The organism is Anaerococcus vaginalis ATCC 51170, assembly GCF_000163295.1.
Classification (GTDB): domain Bacteria; phylum Bacillota; class Clostridia; order Tissierellales; family Peptoniphilaceae; genus Anaerococcus; species Anaerococcus vaginalis.
This window is the reverse complement of the sequence record NZ_GG700527.1, coordinates 1,382,664-1,400,449: the sequence shown is the minus strand read 5'-3', so window position 1 is coordinate 1,400,449 and position 17,786 is coordinate 1,382,664. Positions and strand designations below refer to the sequence as shown.

Genomic DNA, 17,786 nt, shown 5'->3' with positions numbered 1-17,786 from the left:
GAAGAGCAAAAGCTCTTATTTTTTTGCTCTTTTATCCAAAAAATATCTGATTTCCTTGTAAAGTAAAGATAAAATATAAGCTCCTGTTAGCATATATAAATTAAAAGAAATAGATTTAAATCCTTTAAAATCATTGACATCCATATCCAAAGAAACTAAAACCATAGACAGAATTAATATTAAAATAATTGTAAATACTACGGTTATTAAAAACTGATTTTTATATTTTTTGGACTTATACAAGTCAAAATGATCTGAAAAAAGCAAGGTAACAAAAATAAAAAGCAAATCTCCAATTAAAAGAAGTCCTCCACTCATATTTGTTGCCAAAAATACTCCGCCCATAGCCAAAAATAAAATTAGTAAAATAAAAACCCTAAAAAGATTAGGTTTAAAATTCTTAATTAATTTTTTAATCATAAAATCCTCCTATATAAATAATATCATAATAAAAAGAAATTTATATATATTTTTTATATTGGGTAAAATCATTATATAGATTGGAGGGAAATATGGCGATTTTTGATAGGAAAAATGAGAAAGCGTTTGAACAAATTGTTGATTATTATGAATTAGAAGAAATTAAGAAAGAGGATTTAGACCTTATTTTTAATAATTCTACTATGTTTGCTAGTGGTGGAATCAATGCCTTATTTGCACAAAATTGGCTTATGATTAAACAACTTGATAGGCTTAATAAGAATATTGAAAAATTAATTGATAAAGAAAACGCTTAATTTATATAAATTTTTCAAAAATTTGAAAAATGGGTATTTATATATAATTAGGAGGATAAGATGAGATTTGTAGATATAATTGAAAAAAAGAAAAATAAAAAAGAATTAACAGATGAGGAAATTAAATTTTGGATTGATGGTGTAACGGATGAATCAATTCCTGATTATCAAACTTCTGCTCTTCTTATGGCTATTGTTTTAAATGGCATGACAGATCATGAAACTGCAAAGCTTGCAGAATGTATGATGAATAGTGGCGATGTAATTGATTTGTCCGATATTAATGGAATAAAGGCTGATAAACATTCAACCGGTGGGGTTGGAGATAAAACTTCTCTTGCTCTTGGCCCAATAATTTCTGCGTGTGGCTTAAAACTTGCAAAGATGAGCGGACGTGGCTTGGGTCATACTGGTGGAACACTTGATAAATTGGAATCAATAGAAGGTTTTAATGTTTTTTTAAAAGAAGAAGATTTTAAAAAACAGGTTAATGAAATTGGCTTTGCAATTATAGGTCAAACGGGAGAATTGGTTCCTGCTGATAAAAAATTGTATGCTCTAAGAGATGTTACAGCAACTGTAGATTCAATTCCGCTTATTGCATCATCTATAATGAGTAAAAAACTTGCATCTGGCTCTGACACAATTTTACTTGACGTGAAATATGGAGAAGGTGCTTTTATGCACACAATTGAAGATGCCAAAAAATTAGCTAATGCAATGATAAATATAGGTAAAAAACTTGGCAAAAACACCAAAGCAATGATTACTGATATGAATCAACCTTTGGGAAATACAATCGGCAATGCTCTTGAAGTAAAAGAGGCAATTGAAACTGTTAAAGGAAATGGGCCAAAAGATTTTACAGAATTGGTTTTAACAGCTGGAGAGATTATGCTTGTTCAAGGGAAAATTGCCAAAAATAAAAATGAAGCAAGAGCTATGCTTGAAGATGCAATAAATTCTGGCAAGGCCTTTGAACAGTTAAAGAAAATGGTTGAATACCAAGGCGGAAATGTAAAACAAATAGAAGATCCAGACCTTTTGCCTCAAGCAAAATTTAAAACTCAAATGAAATCCCAAAAAGAAGGTTACATTGATAACATTCATTCCATGAATCTTGGAATTTTATCAATGAAACTTGGAGGAGGACGTGAAAAGAAAGAAGATAATATAAATTATGCAGTAGGACTTGAAATGAAAGTAAAAAAAGGCGATAAAATCAAAAAAGACGATATTCTCGCAACAGTTTATCACGACGAAAAACTAACAGATGAATGGATAGAAAGTTTTTACAATACATTTTCCTACTCAAATGAAAAAACAAATCCAATTCCAGTTGTAGAAGAAATTTTGGAATAGTTTTGAAGTTAAAATAATAAAATTAAAAAAAAAATCCTAGCAAAAAAGCTAGGATTTTTAAATTTTACTTTTCTTTTATGAATTTAAAAATATAAATTGCGACAAGGCTTGTTATTATAAATAAAACAATCGCTCCTATAAATACAATATAATTAGAATTTTGAAAACTTGATGATGGTCTTTGTCTTGCTATTATTCCGATTAAGGAAAATAAAAATCCAATAATAAGTCCTGGATTTTTGTTTTCTTTAAAGACAAATAAAACCATAGCGCTTGCAAGAATTAATAAAATTAGGCTTATAATTATTGCAAAAGTTGAATATGAATCTTTTCTATTTTCGAAAAGAACCATCATTATATTTGTAAAAACCGAAAAAATAATCCATCCTGCGTGAATTCCTGTAGGAAGAGTAATAAGATATTTGTATTTTTTAGAAAAATCCTTATTTTGATCAATAGTTTTTACAAGATTAATCAAAATCAAAGCATAGGCCATAAATCCTATAAGGGCTGGCATAAGATAATTATTGTTTACCATTACTACATAAATTCCATTTGCCATATTCCAAAAAATAAATAGTGGCACTAATTTTTCGTAATAGATTTCTTCATTTGTCATTGAAAGCTTTTTTATAAATGGCAAAAGCAAAAATAAAAGAGAAAAAATATAAATGAAAATCCAAATATAAAAAGTAAAAAAGTTGGGTACAAGTGGATTTTCATACATTTCTAAAATATCTTTATATTTGTGTAAAAAAAATACTCCAACATAAGACATATAAGAAAAAATCAATGTCAAAATGAACATTATTAATCCGATTAGATAATTTTTATTTTTTAATTTCTTGTTCATAAGTCCTCCTAAAAATCTCAATAGATATTTACCCATTTTTAAAATAATTTGAATTTTTAATTTTTATTTTTTGAAAATCACAAAATTTTGAAAAAATCTTATAAAAAATAACTTTATTTCGCTAATAAGCTATTGACAAAGAAATATTGTATGTAGTATAATACAGAAAACGTTATCTTAATTGTCGATAAATGATAAGTTTTGACTAAAAGCGATATAATCTCATAATTGGTTGAGAGTTTCTACGACTTACCGTAAATAAGTGGCTATGGCTTTTAAAGATTAATAGTTAATCTTAAAATAACTATAACTATTAAATTAGAAAAAAATTATGAAGGAGGATCCTTATGGACTCAAAAACAAATGGTTTTCTAAATAGGTTTTTTCATCTTAATGAAAATAATACTAATGTAAAAACTGAAATTATCGCTGGAATCACTACTTTTATCACTATCGCATATGTGTTGATAATTAACCCTCAAGTTTTGTCTTCGCCTTTTGAAATTATGGGTGATAGCCAAATGGCTCAAAAAATTTCAAACGGTGTATTTATAGGAACTTGTCTTGGTGCCTTTATTGGTACAATTTTAGTTGCTTTTTATGCAAAACTTCCTTTTGCTCAAGCTCCGGGCATGGGCCTAAGTGCATTTTTTGCTTATACTACTATGCTTGGTATGGGATATTCTTATGCCCAAGCTCTTGTAATTGTTTTTATCTCAGGAATATTATTTATTGTAATCACAGCTCTTGGAATTAGGGAGGCAATTATTCGTGCAATTCCCGATTCTATAAAACTTGCTATGACACCTGGAATTGGTTTGTTTATAACTATAATTGGTTTGAAAAATGCAGGTCTTGTTGTAGGTAACGAGGCAACTTTGGTTTCTCTTGTAGATTTTGCAAAATGGAGAGGTCCTGATGCAAATGTAGAACTTGTTATGGGTGCAGTCCTTTCACTTATTGGACTTTGTTTGATAGCAATTTTATCTTACAAAAAAGTTAAGGGAGCAATTTTGATTTCTATTTTAGCTTCAACTCTTTTAGGTATTCCAATGGGACTAACTCACATTTCAAAATTAAGTTTAAATTTAAGTTCACAAGTTAATGACTTTTTTGAAGTTTCATTTTTTAATTTAGATTTCGCAGGACTTTTTGCGGGAGAAAATATGTGGACATCAATTTTTACAGTAACTATGCTTGTTCTAAGCTTTTCACTTGTAAATATGTTTGACTCACTTGGAACTTTGCTTGCAGCAGCAAAACAATCTGGTCTTGTTGATGAAAAAGGAGAAGTTATTAATTTGAAAAAAGCTCTAATGAGTGATGCGATTTCTACTGCAGCAGGAGCTTTAGTTGGAACAAGTACAGTAACTACAGTTGTAGAATCATCAGCAGGTATTGCAGAAGGTGGAAGAACAGGACTTACAAGTCTTACAACAGCAATTTTATTTTTACTATCAATAATATTTGTGCCAATTATTTCAATAATCCCAGCACAAGCTACAGCACCAGCCTTAATTTTCGTAGGAATTTTGATGCTTGGTGGAGTAAAAGACATAGATTTTAACGACATAACAAATGCACTCCCAGCATTTTGTACAATAGTTTTCATGCCATTTACATATTCAATAGCAAATGGTATAGCACTTGGCTTAATCACATATTGTATAGCAAAATTCTTTACAGGACAAAAAGATCAAATAAAACCACTAACACTAATAATTGCCCTTACCTTTGTATTTAGGTATGCCTTTATAACCTTAGGGTAGGTGAGAAAATGACAAAAACTTATGCCCTAAAGGGAAATATAATTTATAGCAAAAATCAAAACGAAATAAATTGTTTTGAAAATTCTTATTTAATTTGCCAAGATGGAAAATCAATGGGAGTTTTCGAAAAATTAGATGAAAAATATAAAGACATAGAAGTAATAGATTTTGGAGAAAAAATAATTTGCCCAGGTCTTACAGATCTTCATATCCACGCCCCTCAATATAATTTTAGGGGTATGGGCATGGATTTGGAACTTTTGGATTGGTTAAACACTTACACTTTTCCAAGCGAGGCAAAATTTAAAGACGAAGATTATGCCAAAAGATCTTACCAAAGATTTGTAGATTATTTAAAATATGGACCAAATACAAGACATGTAATTTTTGCAAGTCTTCATGTAAAATCTACACAAATTTTGATGGATTTGATGGAAGAATCAAAAATGGTTTCATTTGTTGGAAAAGTTAATATGGATAGAAATGGTGGAGTAGACCTTGAAGAAAAAGATGCAGATGAATCAGAAAAGGCCACACTTGATTGGCTTGAATCTATCAAAGGAAAATACAAAAACACCTATCCAATTTTAACACCAAGATTTATCCCATCATGTACTGATGAATTGCTTGAAAAATTAAGAAAAATAAAAGATGAGTACAATCTTCCTATCCAATCCCACTTATCAGAAAATTTGGGAGAGATAGAATGGGTAAAAGAATTAATTCCAAAGGCTAAATTTTATGGAGATGCTTACAATATTTTTGATTTATTTGGCAAAAATAACAAAACGGTAATGGCTCATTGTGTATATTCAAATGATGATGAACAAGATTTGATAAAAGAAAATGAAGTTTTCATTGCACATTGCCCAGATTCAAATACAAATTTAACATCAGGAATTGCTCCAGCAGGAAAATATCTAAGAGAAGGACAAAAAATTGGACTTGGTTCAGATGTTGCAGGAGGAACTCACGCATCAATTTTTAAAGCCATGGCAGATGCCATAAAAGTTTCAAAATTAAGATATAGATTAGTTGACGAAAAAATAAAACCATTAAGCCTTGAAGAAGCATTTTATATGGCAACTTTAGGCGGAGGAGAATTTTTTGGAAAAGTCGGTTCATTTGAAAAAGGCTACGAATTTGATGCTATAGTAATAGATGATGAAAAATTATTAGAAGAAGATAAATTCAACTTAAAACAAAGACTTGAAAGAATAGTATATTTGTCAAAAGATGAAGATGTAGTTTCAAAATTTGTAAGAGGAAATAAAATATTTTAAAAAACTTCGCCTGTTTTAAAGCAGGCGGAGTTTTTTTGTTGATAAAAACTATTTATAAATTTTAAAATCGGAAGGATTTTTATGGATTTATTTTAATCTTTTTTACAAAGTTATAAAACTTACTTGCCTACTTTTTTAATATTTATTAAAATAAAATAAAAATTATTATTTTCTGTTATAATAATACTAGGAGTAAATTATGAAAGAAAAGAATTTAAAAAGAGATGGATTTCAAAGTAAGTGGGGCTTTATTTTAGCTTGTATAGGTTCGGCTGTTGGTATGGGAAATATTTGGAGATTTCCAATTCTTGTTTCTCAATATGATGGGATGACTTTTTTGATTCCATATTTTATATTTGTAATTTTAATTGCATCAACAGGAGTTATAAGTGAGATGGCTTTGGGAAGATTTACGGAATCTGGAACTGTTAGAGCTTTTAGTAAATGCACCGAATTAAGATACAAGAATAAAAAAATTGGAGAAAGACTTGGAATAATTCCAGTTGTAGGTTCGCTTGCCCTTGCTATTGGCTATACTTGCGTAATGGCTTGGATTTTTAAATACACTTTTATGGCTTTTTCTGGAGATTTGAAAGCTATGGGAAATAATATGGACCTAATTGGCGAAACTTTTTCAAAAACAGCAAGCGGGGCAAATCTTTGGATAGTAATAGCCATAGTTGTAAGTTTTTTTATTATGATTTTGGGTGTTTCAAAAGGAATAGAAAAATCAAATAAAATAATGATGCCAACACTTTTTATTTTATTTGTATTTCTTGCAATTTATATTTCAACAATGAAAGGCTCATCAAAAGGCTACGAATATATTTTTACCATCAACAAAGATTTAATAAAAAATCCAAAAGTTTGGATATATGCCTTTGGCCAAGCATTTTTTTCACTATCAGTAGCAGGATCTGGAACAATAATTTATGGCTCATATTTATCAAAAAAAGAAGATCTCATTGCATCCGCAAAAAATGTGGCGATTTTTGATACAATAGCATCACTTATGGCATCTTTTGTAATAATTCCAGCCATGGCAACAACAAATACACCGCTAGATACAGGCGGGCCAGGACTTATGTTTATATACTTAGTAAATGTTTTAAATTCTATGCCAGCTGGAAGATATTTGGGAATAATTTTTTACCTTTGCGTTTTATTTGCAGGAATTAGCTCAATTATAAACCTATACGAATCATCAGTAGCCTATTTGCAAGAAAAATTTAATTTTTCTAGAGAAAAATCAACCCTTATAATTCATATTTTTGGTTGCATAATTGCAATATTGATTCAAAAAATTGTAGGAGAGTGGATGGATGTGATTTCGATTTATGTTTGCCCATTGGGAGCAGGACTTGCTGGAATAATGTTTTTGTGGGTGGGAGGAAAAGAATTTGCCCTAAAAGCAGTAAACCAAGGAGCAAAAAAACCAGTCGGAAATTTTTATTTTCTACTTTCAAAATATATATACGTAGGAGCAGCACTAATAGCCTTGATAGCAGGAGCAATTCTGGGAGGAATAGGCTGATAAATCATATAAAAGTAAACGAGATACTTATTTTATCTAGTTAGAGCGCAGACAAAGTCAGTTTAATAGTTCATTAATAATTCAAAAATAAAATTATGCTAAAACTCATCTCGAATAGATGATTGTGCCTTGATTTGGGAAGATTTGTCAAGGACATAAACAAAATTTCTTTGACAAATTTATATCTTCTCTGTTTCTCTCTTGATTAGCCTTAGTATTTTATCTTTGTATGTTTCTCCTGTACCTTGCTTGAAATGTAGGTTTACAGTATATTTTGTCTTTCCAATATCCATTGTTAACTGTTTATTAGGTGGTGTTTTTATTTTTCTTTTTTCGTCTTCCATAAGTCCTCCTTTCCGATTTTGACAAAGAAAAAACAGTAAATCTTTTTTTGACTTACTGTTCTGTGAACTGCTATGTTATAGCCTATGTTTAGTTGTTTAGGTTAGACAAACTGTGAGTTATCAGTTTGTAAATCTTAATAAATATCCATTGGGATCTTGTATTAAGAACTCAATTTGTGTTTCTTCTGTACCATTAACTTGATATTTATTTCTTGTTAGTTCTCTATATATTTCAAAATTTAGAGTTTTCACTAATTTATAAAGTTCTTCAACATCTTCAACTGCTATTGAAAAATTTATACCCCTTCCCAAGGGATAACTTAATTCGCCCGTGTTCCACCCATCATCATGAATTTGTTCAAACATAAACTGACTATCTTGAAAAGACATGAAAACAAATTTTTCATCATTGCGTTCGTATTCTACTTTGAATCCTAATCTACTATAGAATCTTTTTGTTTTATTAATATCAAAAACTGAAAACTCTGGAATCATCTTATTAAAATCCATCTTCATTTCCCCTTACAACTTCAAATTTGTTTTGCTCAATATTTATAGCATTATACCATTTTTTCACTTAGTTTTATAGGTCTAACCCGTTCCTCTTTACCTGTGATAGTTGCTTTTCTTGTTCCTGTAACTGCTCTATACAGGTCTTAACTTTTTCAGCCTGTTCTACTTCTTCTCTTATTTCTAATATTTGACTATATAGGATCTTTTTATCTTTCTTCAAAGTGGTAAGTTCCGATTTCCATTTGGATATATTTAAGGTCTTACTTTCCCCTAAATGCTCTTTGAGATGTTTCTTTGCACTTTCAAATAAAATAAGCTCTGCTGTATGCTCATTATAAAAATCTTCCTGTTTTATTTTCTTTAACTTTGCATAGGCTTTGTAGATGTCCTTGTACTTCAAATATTTTTCTGCTTGGTCTATAAGTTTGGTGTTATCATCAATTCTCTTTTCAGTATCTTTCAAGGCTCTTGTGATTTTGTAATTCTTATCTCTTAAAGTAACTATATTTTCTTTGAGTTCAGATAAGGAAGTGATGTTTTTCTCTTTTAGAAACTGATAACTTTCAATGTATTTCTCTAAGTCTGCATTATTGTTATCTGCATTTTTACGGATAAGATTTTCAAAGATTGATTGCAAATTTTCTTTGGGTGGAAGGGTGGACTTTGTATTTTGATTTTCTTCTTTTTCTTCTTTTCCAATTCCCCTTATCCAATTTAACAATGCTTTAATTCGTCTTGATATTTCTTTTAGTATCTTGTTTTGATGTTTGATTTCTCGGTTTATATTTCCTCTGTCGATGGTTATGCCTTTTTTCTCCATTTGACTTGCCGATACGCCTAAATGAATAGTCGGTATTTGTTCTATGCCTTGTCTTTGATAAGAACGATGGTCAACTTTATCATATATGCTGTTTTCTTCAAGATATTTATTTGTAATGTCTGCCCATGCTTTTCGCCAATGCTCTGCCTTGTCTTGCTTGTTCCAATCGACTGTATCTATTTTTCTTGTTTTGAAATTGCCATTTTTAAGTTTTACTTTTTCTCCGTTTTCATCAAGGATATATTCCTTTTTTTGATTTTGCTCCCCATGTTGTATCTTCGTTTAGTGGTCTCATGGTAAGTAAGATATGACAATGAGGGTTTCCCTCATTTTTATTGTGCAATGCAATGTCGGCACACATACCAACTTTCACAAAATTTTCTTTTACATATTCTCGTACAAGATTTATCTGTTTTTCTCGATTTAATTCTTTGGGTAAGGCGATTTCTATTTCTCTTGCAAGCTGTGAATTTTTACTTTTTTCTATTTTCTCGACACTGTTCCATAAGACAGAACGATTTACAAATTCCTGCGGTGCATTTTGTGGTAGTAGAATTTCTGTATATGCTATTCCGCCTTTTCTTGTAAAGTCGTGGACTATTCCGTCATACTCATTTTTTATCTTTTCGCCACTTCGATAGGCGGAAGCTGCCACTGCACTTTTGCCTTTGCCTCTTGAGATAATCTTTATACAAAGATGATATATCGCTATAGGAAAAAACCTCCTCTCTTTTTTGATGTGGGTACGGTGGCGATGATAAAGACTTCCTAAAAAAATCGGATAGCTTTTATCGGTTTTCTTTTTGGAAGTACACAAGGGGTAGGAAATTTATTTCCGTAGGGGAGTGTAACTCCCCTGTATCAGCGTTAGCTGATATGCCCTCTGCTAAGAGCCTTCGGAGAACGCACACACCTGTTAAGGTGTATATGTGCGCCTTTGTAAACAAGGGACTATTCCTCTGTTTCCGTTACTTCTTCTTGTGTTTCTGTATTTTTATTTTCGCTTTGTCCTCGTTTCTCTATGATTTTTAAGATTTTTTGATTGATTATTTCTTTGATATTTTGGAATGTGATGAGCTGATAAAATTCATCTTTGGTAAAATCCTTGCTTTCGTTAAAGATACTTTCAAATACTCCTCCTTTTTCATAAAGGCGTCTATCTCTCTTTTTGCGTTCTTCCTGTTTCTGTTTACTGATTAGCTTTTTTCTTTTGTTTTGTAACTGCTTGATTTCTTCTTCTGCCATTAAAATTTTTTCATCTATGTTTTTCATTTTCTGTTTCCCTCTCTTTCAAATTTTGAGCAAAGAAAAAACAGTAAACCGATTTGATTTACTGTTCTTATGGTATCTCTTATCAAATTATTAAATTGTTTATGCAACTCTAAATTTATCTTCCTAAAAAGCCAACAAACAAAGCTTGAATTGTAGCTATAATTGGTACAAAAAAAAATGGAACTAATAAAAAATGTTCTCGAATTGCCAAATGTTTCATCCAATTATTAAACTCATAATCTTTGTGTCCCTCTGTTCCCGGAATAACTATCTTTTCTTTATATTTTCCTTGAAATAAGAGACAATCCAATAACAAAAAATCTCCTATATTTAATATACTCCACTGAATGTATCCCATCCAAAATATATTCCAAAAGCCAACGACTCCTGAATGTAAAATACTTATTGTTGAATAAATAAAACAAACTCCCACAATAATGATAGTAAGTGTCATGTTTATCTTTTTCTCTTGCTTTGTCATTTGTTTCGGAGCTGTTTTTTGGATAGCCTTTGGATAAGAATCCAAAAAGAATCTTGGATTAATAAGTACCAAAGAAGCCACTGCACCGTTAAAAATAGCTGCTATAGCAATTCCGACAAGAATTGCCTGTATTAAATCCATAAAATCATCTCCCTTTTGCTTTTAAATTCATATTACTTTGTAAATAATAATTTAATATTACTTTTTATATGCAATCATTACACCAACTGGTGCAAGACCTCCATTTACCAATTTCATTTCAGCTACTGAAAATCCATATTCATGGGTAAATTCTTCAAATTCCTTTTTATCCCATTCTTGATACATCTTAAATCCTAAAATAGACATCAACCTTTTTATAATTTTTCTTTGTTTTCCCTCTTTCCATAGAAAAGTGGGGGCGAATAAAGTCCCATTAGGTTTTAACACCCTATATATTTCTTTCATCGCCTCATCCGGTTTAGGCATAATATGAAGTGCATTAGCTATTACTACACAATCAAATTTCTCATCTGTATAAATCAATGAAGTAGCATCAGCTATTTCAAAGACAAGGTTCTCGTATTCTCCATGTTTTCTTGCTTCAAAAATCATTTGTTTAGAAAAATCAGTTGCAATCCAACTTTTCGTATATTTTGAAAGGTTAAAGGATAATTGACCTGAACCACAAGCAAGTTCAAGTACATTCATATCCTTACTCAAATAGGGGGTTATGTATCCGCAAACTTTATCATAAACACCTTTATCCTTCTTCATAAAAGGAGCATACAACTTGGCGAATTTATCCCAAAATTTTTTGTTACTCTTATCACTCATCAGCAAAACTCCTCCCAACAACAAATTTTAAACTCTCTCCGCTTTTAGCATTTCACATTATTCCTTAAAGATGAAAGCTAATTGCAAGTTAGTCTAAATTAACTAATGATATTTTACCATTTTTAAGTCATTTTTCTATGCCCGCTTTTCATAGTACTTGACAGTTACCTATAAAGTTAAAATACACATCAACTTGTTGTTTTCTGTCTTTGCCTTTTCTTCCCCCTGTGGCTTCATGGACTACAACTTTTTCTATATACTCATTTATCATTTGTACTGTCAGTTCCTCAATATCTATATATTTCTCTATCATTTTTAGGAATTTATCGGTATCAATTTTCTCTGATGATAGCTTTCTATTTCATTTTCAAAATACTGTATTTGCTTTTCTAAGTCTTGTTGCTCGGTATCATAGGTATTAAATAATCTATCAAAGTGTTTTACAGGAATTTTTCCAAGTGCGTGGTCTTCGTATAGCTTTGTTATGAGGGTTGTTAATTCTGCATTTCTTGATGACAGTTTTTCTAACTTCTCATTATCTCCTTGATACTTTTCTTCTCTTTTTTCATCGGATAATTTGTTCATCACTTTTAGAAATTCTTGCTTTTCTTCTTTTGCAAAGTCTGTGATTTCTTTGATTAATTTTAAGAGAATTTCATTCACTGTTTTTACTTTGATGTAGTGCATACTGCAAGAGCCTTTTCTGTGTCTGTAATGTTGGCATACGAAACAATAATCACAATCATATTTCTTTTCTTTATGTTCTGCCGGCTCTCTGTAACTTAACTTTCCTCCACAATCTGAACAGATTAAAAGTCCTGTAAATGGGTGTGATGTTGTTCCATACTTTGGACTTCTTCTTACTGTTTTTCTTAATCTTTGTGCGTTACTCCATGTTTCTTCATCAATGATAGCTTCATGGGTATTTTTGAAGATAATAAGTTCATCTGCTTTTGCCTTTCTTGGTTTTGTAGTCTACACTAATTGTCTTTCCCAATACAGTATGTCCCATATATTCTTGCTTTTCTAAGATATATCCTACTGTGGTCGGTGTCCAAAAATATGGGTCTTCTATTCCTCTTTTCTTGGAACTGTGGTTATTTTCGGGATAATGTATTTCTGCATAGGCTGACGGTATAAGGACTTTATCTTTAGTTAGTATATCTGCTATCTGTGTTACTCCATATCCTTCTATTACAAGCCTGTAAATGCGTTTTACGACCTTTGAACTCTCTTTGTCGACAAGTAGTTCCTGCTTGTTCTTTGGGTTTCTAAAATAGCCGTATGGAACGCTTGGCGATACTCTTTTGCCCTCTTCCATTCTTGCTCTGAAGATAGATTGTATTTTCCTTGAGGTATCTCTTGCATACCATTCGTTCATGATGTTTAGAAATGGGGTAAAGTCGCTTTCTGCTTGTTTCTCACTGTCTATTCCGTTGTTGATGGCGATAAATCTTACTCCCTTTTCTTTGAACAGTATTTCGGTGTAAAAGCCTACTTTGAGGTAATCTCTGCCAAACCTACTCATATCTTTTACTATCACAGTAGATACTTTGTTTTCTTCTACTGCTTTTATCATTTTTTGAAATCCCTGTCTATCAAAGGTTGTTCCGCTTACTCCGTCATCAGTATAGTGATAGATATTTGCAAAGCCGTTTCTTTTGGCATAGCTTTCAAGTAGTTGCTTTTGATTGATGATATAGTTACTTTCTCCTTGAAGCTCATCATCTCGACTTAAACGCTCATAAAGGGCTGTTTGTCCTGTTCTTTTCGTATTTGACATGAGAATTACCTCCTTTCCAAGTTTTTATTATTTTCTCTGTCCTTATAAGGCTAATCCTTTTGGCACAATCATCCATAAAACTAGTGTGATAACACGAAAAAGTTTGTAAAACAAACGTGTTTTAGTGTGAGTGAAACGAACGCATGGAGAGATCCCATGAGATTTCTCCGCTCGTTGCACACGATAAATCGGGATAAACAACCGAAATCAACGATTGTTTATCTGGTCGAAATGAGTAATTTTTTTTAGTTTGTCAACAATCTGACGAGATACTTATTTTATCGCGTTTTTTTATTGCGAAAAATTAGTTTGTAAAATCATATTAAATTTTTATTTTTTATCTAAAAAATATTTTAAACCAGCGTTAATTTTTAATCAGCTTTTAGCAAATGGTTTTAAAAATATTAATTTTACTGAAATTAATTTCGTAAAATTCAAAAATCATATATTGGAAAACGGGAAAACGAATTTTGTGGATTTATTTTGTGAAAGTTATTTCAAAATAAATTAAAATATTGAAATTATATTTACGATGTAATATACTGTAACCATCAAGGAGGTAGATATGGCTGATATAGAGGAAATAAGTTCTATTAAAGGGAAATTAATAGTGTCATGTCAAGCCTTGCCAGATGAGCCTTTACATTCATCTTTTATTATGGGAAGAATGGCAAAAGCTGCTAAGCAAGGTGGAGCAAAGGGTATCAGAGCTAATACTAGTGAAGATATTAAAGAAATAAAAAATGAAGTTGATTTGCCAGTTATTGGTATTGTAAAAAAAGATTATGAAAATTCTAAAGTTTATATTACACCAACTATGAAAGAAGTTGATGATTTGATTTCATCTAAGGCAGAAATAATTGCTATGGATGCTACTAAAGATTTAAGACCTGGTGGAATTGGAATTGATGAATTTTTTAAGGAAGTTAAGAAAAAATATCCTAATCAATTATTTATGGCTGATTGTTCTACTGTTGATGAGGCTATAAATGCTGACAAACTTGGATTTGATTTTATCGGAACAACTTTGGTTGGATATACTGACCAATCTAAAAATGATAAAATCGAAGAAAATGATTTCAAAATTCTTAGAGATATTTTAAAAAATGTAAATAACAAAGTTATTGCTGAGGGAAATATTAATACACCTGAAAAAGCCAAGAGAGTTCTTGAGCTTGGTGCTTACAGCGTAGTTGTTGGTTCAATTATTACTAGACCACAAGTTATAACTAAAAATTTTGCTGAAAAAATTAATGAATTAGAAAAATAAAAAATAAAAATATAAAGGAAGGGAAAAATTATGAGAAATTTAGACAAATATAAGGGAGTTATTCCAGCATTTTATGCTTGCTACGATGAAAATGGAGAAATTAGTCCAGAAAAAGTAAGAGAGCTTACAAAATATCACATAGAAAAAGGTGTGAAGGGTGTTTATGTAAATGGTTCTTCCGGGGAATGTATCTACCAAAGTGTTGAAGATAAAAAAATTGTTCTTGAAAATGTAATGAAAGAAGCTAAGGGAAAACTTACTGTTATAGCTCACGTGGCTTGCAACAATACAAAAGATTCTATGGAACTTGCAGCTCACGCTGAAAGTTTGGGCGTTGATGCTATTGCAGCTATTCCTCCAATTTATTTTAGACTTCCAGAATATTCTATTGCATCTTATTGGAATGATATTTCTTCTGCTGCACCAAATACTGATTTTGTAATCTACAATATTCCACAACTTGCTGGAGTTGCTTTGACAGGTTCATTATTTGCTGAGATGAGAAAAAATCCTAATGTAATTGGTGTTAAAAATTCTTCAATGCCAGTTCAAGATATTCAAATGTTTAAACAAGCTGCTGGAGATGATTACATAATTTTCAACGGTCCAGATGAACAATTTATTTCTGGAAGACTTATTGGAGCTGAGGGAGCAATCGGTGGAACTTACGGTGTAATGCCAGAATTAATTTTGAAAATGGATGAATGTCTAAAAAATAAAGATTTAGAAAAGGCTTGCGAAATTCAATATGATGTTGATGCAATAATTTATAAAATGTGCGAAGCTCGTGCAAATTTATATGCAGTAATCAAGGCTATTTTAAAAATAAATGAAAACTTAGATCTTGGTGGGGTTAGAAAACCATTAGAAAATTTGGTTGATTCTGATATGGAAATTGTAAATGAAGCAGCTAAAATGATAAATGATGCAAAAAATAAATATTTAGGCTAAGGAGAAATAAAATGCAGGGATTTACAAAAATTGATTTAGCAATATTAATTGTATATTTGGCAGCAGTATTGTTTGCAGGTCTTCATTTTTCTAAAAAAGAAATGAAGGGCAAAGAATATTTTAAAGGCGATGGAACAGTGCCTTGGTGGGTAACATCAGTTTCTATTTTTGCAACACTTTTAAGTCCGATTTCCTTTCTTTCTCTTGCAGGAAATTCTTATGCAGGAACTTGGATTATGTGGTTTGCACAACTTGGAATGCTTGTAGCAATTCCTTTTACTATAAAATTTTTCTTACCAATTTATAGTAAACTTGATATAGACACAGCTTATCATTATCTTGAATTAAGATTTGATAGTAAAGGTTTAAGAATTCTTGGTGCTATTATGTTTATAATTTACCAAGTTGGTCGTATGTCAATTATAATGTATCTTCCATGTATGGTTTTATCAAAACTTATGGGAATAAATGTAAATATTTTGATTATAATCATGGGAGTTATAGCAATAATTTATTCATATACTGGTGGATTAAAATCAGTTTTGTGGACAGATTTTATCCAAGGATCAGTTTTACTTATTGGAGTAACTTTTGGACTATTTTACTTGATGGCAAATATTAATGGTGGATTTGGAGCAGTTGCAAACGAGCTTTTCACAAATCACAAATTTTTAGCAGTAAACGAACCAATATTTGATGCAAATATATTTAAGGATTCAATATTTTTACTAATATTTGGAGCAGGCTTAAACACAATAGGCTCTTATGTTTCAAGTCAAGATATTGTACAAAGATTTACAACAACAACTGATACAAAAAAATTAAACAAAATGATGATAACAAATGGTTGTCTATCAATTTTTATAGCAACAGTATTTTATTTAATAGGAACAGGACTTTACGTATTTTATAAAGTTCAAGCAAATCCATTGCCACCAGCAGCACAACAAGATCAAATTTTTGCATCATGGATTGCTTTTGAGCTACCAGTAGGATTTACAGGAATTTTACTTGCAGCAATTTATGCAGCAAGCCAATCAACACTTTCAACAGGATTAAACTCAGTTGCATCAAGCTGGGCTTTGGATATTCAAGCAAGCTTAAATAAAGATTTAAGTTTAGAAAAACAAACAAAAATCGGTCAAAGAGTTTCATTAATAGTAGGAATCTTTGCAATAATCGTTTCAATGATTTTGGCAAACGGAGATATAAAATCAGCTTACGAATGGTTTAATGGATTTATGGGACTTGTTTTGGGAATACTTGTAGGAACATTTATCCTTGGAGCATTTACAAAAACTGCAAATAAATTTGGAGCAACACTTGCCTTTATTGCAGCAAGTGGAGTTATGATTTATATAAAATACTTCGTAGATCCAGCAAAAATTTCTTTCTGGTCATATTCAATTATATCAATAGTAGTATCTTTGGTAGTAGGACTTGTTGCATCAGCAATTTACAATAAAGTTAAGGGAAATGAAACTACACTACCAAAAAATACAACAATTTATAATTAAGATTTGGAGTTTGAAATGATATTTGGAAATATAAAAAAATTAGATGAATTTTCATATCTAAGCGAAAAAATTAAAGAATGTTTTGATTTTTATAAAAATAATGATATGAAAAAAATGGAAAAAGGGACTCATCCTATAAAAGGAGAAGAACTTTTTGTAAATATCGTAGAATATGAAACAACTACTCCTGAAAATAGATTTTGGGAAGCTCATAAAGATTATCTCGATCTTCATCTTATGCTTGATGGAAGTGAACAAATTGATTTAAATTTTATCGATAATATGGACTTGGGTTCTTATAAAAAAGAAGATGATTATCAAGCAATGGAAGGCGAAAAAAATTCATCAGTAATTTTAACTGAGGGAGATTTTCTAATTTGTTATCCTAATGATGGTCATATGACAGCCATAAAAGTTAAAAATCCACAAAAAATTAAAAAAGCAATTTTTAAAATCAAATTATAGGATATAATAGAGGCAG

At 30.7% G+C, this 17,786-nt stretch carries 16 protein-coding genes, 2 pseudogenes and 1 riboswitch; of the genes and pseudogenes, 9 read left to right on the top strand and 9 right to left on the bottom strand.

The features are described 5' to 3' along the window. Positions 1-15: 15 nt before the first annotated feature. Positions 16-420 (bottom strand): hypothetical protein, encoded by a 405-nt coding sequence (locus tag HMPREF0078_RS06585; RefSeq protein ID WP_004839363.1) that lies wholly within the window; start codon positions 418-420, stop codon positions 16-18. A 92-nt stretch (positions 421-512) separates the two neighbouring features. Between HMPREF0078_RS06585 and HMPREF0078_RS06580 the strand changes: the two genes are divergently transcribed. After that, positions 513-737: a hypothetical protein gene (locus HMPREF0078_RS06580; RefSeq protein WP_004839362.1), complete on the top strand. Its 225-nt coding sequence runs from the start codon at positions 513-515 to the stop codon at positions 735-737. A gap of 60 nt (positions 738-797) precedes the next feature. After that, complete coding sequence (locus HMPREF0078_RS06575; RefSeq protein WP_004839361.1) at positions 798-2,099, top strand: pyrimidine-nucleoside phosphorylase; 1,302 nt, start codon at positions 798-800, stop codon at positions 2,097-2,099. Between the two features lie 64 nt (positions 2,100-2,163). Here HMPREF0078_RS06575 and HMPREF0078_RS06570 read toward each other — a convergent pair whose 3' ends face one another. Then, positions 2,164-2,952, bottom strand: a complete 789-nt coding sequence (locus tag HMPREF0078_RS06570) for a hypothetical protein (protein ID WP_039920587.1) — start codon at positions 2,950-2,952, stop codon at positions 2,164-2,166. Between the two features lie 192 nt (positions 2,953-3,144). Further along, positions 3,145-3,241: riboswitch (purine riboswitch) on the top strand. A 58-nt stretch (positions 3,242-3,299) separates the two neighbouring features. Here HMPREF0078_RS06570 and HMPREF0078_RS06565 point away from each other — a divergent pair. The 3 genes from HMPREF0078_RS06565 (at position 3,300) to HMPREF0078_RS06555 (ending at position 7,538) form a co-directional block, all read left to right on the top strand. Beyond that, positions 3,300-4,721 carry an NCS2 family permease gene (locus tag HMPREF0078_RS06565; RefSeq protein WP_004839359.1) on the top strand — a complete coding sequence of 474 codons (1,422 nt, stop codon included), beginning with the start codon at positions 3,300-3,302 and terminating at the stop codon, positions 4,719-4,721. Between the two features lie 8 nt (positions 4,722-4,729). Then, positions 4,730-6,004: an amidohydrolase family protein gene (locus HMPREF0078_RS06560; RefSeq protein ID WP_004839358.1), complete on the top strand. Its 1,275-nt coding sequence runs from the start codon at positions 4,730-4,732 to the stop codon at positions 6,002-6,004. 199 nt (positions 6,005-6,203) lie between these two features. Beyond that, on the top strand, positions 6,204-7,538 hold the full coding sequence (locus HMPREF0078_RS06555; protein ID WP_004839357.1) for a sodium-dependent transporter: 1,335 nt from the start codon (positions 6,204-6,206) through the stop codon (positions 7,536-7,538). Positions 7,539-7,717: 179 nt separating this feature from the next. On the opposite strand, the gene HMPREF0078_RS06550 is transcribed toward HMPREF0078_RS06555, so the two are convergent. The 7 genes and pseudogenes from HMPREF0078_RS06550 to HMPREF0078_RS09025 all read right to left on the bottom strand — a co-directional run bounded on the left by HMPREF0078_RS06550 (position 7,718) and on the right by HMPREF0078_RS09025 (position 13,567). After that, the gene (locus HMPREF0078_RS06550) at positions 7,718-7,882 is read right to left on the bottom strand and encodes a transposon-encoded TnpW family protein (protein ID WP_004839356.1); all 165 of its coding nucleotides are present in this window, start codon (positions 7,880-7,882) and stop codon (positions 7,718-7,720) included. 120 nt (positions 7,883-8,002) lie between these two features. Continuing rightward, positions 8,003-8,398 (bottom strand): bleomycin resistance protein, encoded by a 396-nt coding sequence (locus tag HMPREF0078_RS06545; protein WP_232618470.1) that lies wholly within the window; start codon positions 8,396-8,398, stop codon positions 8,003-8,005. Between the two features lie 67 nt (positions 8,399-8,465). Then, positions 8,466-9,927, bottom strand: a pseudogene (gene mobQ / locus HMPREF0078_RS06540) (MobQ family relaxase). Positions 9,928-10,166: 239 nt separating this feature from the next. After that, entirely contained in the window at positions 10,167-10,487 is a 321-nt protein-coding gene (locus tag HMPREF0078_RS06535; protein ID WP_004839352.1) for a DUF3847 domain-containing protein, read from the bottom strand. A gap of 115 nt (positions 10,488-10,602) precedes the next feature. Then, positions 10,603-11,109, bottom strand: a complete 507-nt coding sequence (locus tag HMPREF0078_RS06530; protein ID WP_004839351.1) for a hypothetical protein — start codon at positions 11,107-11,109, stop codon at positions 10,603-10,605. A gap of 57 nt (positions 11,110-11,166) precedes the next feature. After that, a complete protein-coding gene (locus HMPREF0078_RS06525) occupies positions 11,167-11,784 on the bottom strand; it encodes a class I SAM-dependent methyltransferase (protein ID WP_039920586.1) in 618 nt (205 codons plus the stop codon). Positions 11,785-11,932: 148 nt separating this feature from the next. Continuing rightward, positions 11,933-13,567 (bottom strand): annotated as a pseudogene (locus HMPREF0078_RS09025) (recombinase family protein). A gap of 565 nt (positions 13,568-14,132) precedes the next feature. Here HMPREF0078_RS09025 and HMPREF0078_RS06505 point away from each other — a divergent pair. The 4 genes from HMPREF0078_RS06505 to HMPREF0078_RS06490 are packed head-to-tail and all read left to right on the top strand — an operon-like array spanning position 14,133 to position 17,770. After that, a complete protein-coding gene (locus tag HMPREF0078_RS06505; protein WP_004839346.1) occupies positions 14,133-14,837 on the top strand; it encodes an N-acetylmannosamine-6-phosphate 2-epimerase in 705 nt (234 codons plus the stop codon). A gap of 30 nt (positions 14,838-14,867) precedes the next feature. Then, positions 14,868-15,788, top strand: coding sequence for a dihydrodipicolinate synthase family protein (locus tag HMPREF0078_RS06500; RefSeq protein ID WP_004839345.1), 921 nt, complete (start codon positions 14,868-14,870; stop codon positions 15,786-15,788). An 11-nt stretch (positions 15,789-15,799) separates the two neighbouring features. Continuing rightward, positions 15,800-17,305 carry a sodium:solute symporter family protein gene (locus tag HMPREF0078_RS06495; RefSeq protein WP_004839344.1) on the top strand — a complete coding sequence of 502 codons (1,506 nt, stop codon included), beginning with the start codon at positions 15,800-15,802 and terminating at the stop codon, positions 17,303-17,305. A 15-nt stretch (positions 17,306-17,320) separates the two neighbouring features. After that, entirely contained in the window at positions 17,321-17,770 is a 450-nt protein-coding gene (locus HMPREF0078_RS06490; protein WP_004839343.1) for a YhcH/YjgK/YiaL family protein, read from the top strand. The last annotated feature ends 16 nt before the right edge of the window (positions 17,771-17,786 follow it).

Excerpts from the sequence above, each read along its gene's own strand:
- HMPREF0078_RS06585 (WP_004839363.1), bottom strand. The coding sequence starts at position 420 with ATGATTAAAAAATTAATTAAGAATTTTAAACCTAATCTTTTTAGGGTT.
- HMPREF0078_RS06580 (WP_004839362.1), top strand. The coding sequence starts at position 513 with ATGGCGATTTTTGATAGGAAAAATGAGAAAGCGTTTGAACAAATTGTT.
- HMPREF0078_RS06575 (WP_004839361.1), top strand. The coding sequence starts at position 798 with ATGAGATTTGTAGATATAATTGAAAAAAAGAAAAATAAAAAAGAATTA.
- HMPREF0078_RS06570 (WP_039920587.1), bottom strand. The coding sequence starts at position 2,952 with ATGAACAAGAAATTAAAAAATAAAAATTATCTAATCGGATTAATAATG.
- HMPREF0078_RS06565 (WP_004839359.1), top strand. The coding sequence starts at position 3,300 with ATGGACTCAAAAACAAATGGTTTTCTAAATAGGTTTTTTCATCTTAAT.
- HMPREF0078_RS06560 (WP_004839358.1), top strand. The coding sequence starts at position 4,730 with ATGACAAAAACTTATGCCCTAAAGGGAAATATAATTTATAGCAAAAAT.
- HMPREF0078_RS06555 (WP_004839357.1), top strand. The coding sequence starts at position 6,204 with ATGAAAGAAAAGAATTTAAAAAGAGATGGATTTCAAAGTAAGTGGGGC.
- HMPREF0078_RS06550 (WP_004839356.1), bottom strand. The coding sequence starts at position 7,882 with ATGGAAGACGAAAAAAGAAAAATAAAAACACCACCTAATAAACAGTTA.
- HMPREF0078_RS06545 (WP_232618470.1), bottom strand. The coding sequence starts at position 8,398 with ATGAAGATGGATTTTAATAAGATGATTCCAGAGTTTTCAGTTTTTGAT.
- HMPREF0078_RS06535 (WP_004839352.1), bottom strand. The coding sequence starts at position 10,487 with ATGAAAAACATAGATGAAAAAATTTTAATGGCAGAAGAAGAAATCAAG.
- HMPREF0078_RS06530 (WP_004839351.1), bottom strand. The coding sequence starts at position 11,109 with ATGGATTTAATACAGGCAATTCTTGTCGGAATTGCTATAGCAGCTATT.
- HMPREF0078_RS06525 (WP_039920586.1), bottom strand. The coding sequence starts at position 11,784 with ATGAGTGATAAGAGTAACAAAAAATTTTGGGATAAATTCGCCAAGTTG.
- HMPREF0078_RS06505 (WP_004839346.1), top strand. The coding sequence starts at position 14,133 with ATGGCTGATATAGAGGAAATAAGTTCTATTAAAGGGAAATTAATAGTG.
- HMPREF0078_RS06500 (WP_004839345.1), top strand. The coding sequence starts at position 14,868 with ATGAGAAATTTAGACAAATATAAGGGAGTTATTCCAGCATTTTATGCT.
- HMPREF0078_RS06495 (WP_004839344.1), top strand. The coding sequence starts at position 15,800 with ATGCAGGGATTTACAAAAATTGATTTAGCAATATTAATTGTATATTTG.
- HMPREF0078_RS06490 (WP_004839343.1), top strand. The coding sequence starts at position 17,321 with ATGATATTTGGAAATATAAAAAAATTAGATGAATTTTCATATCTAAGC.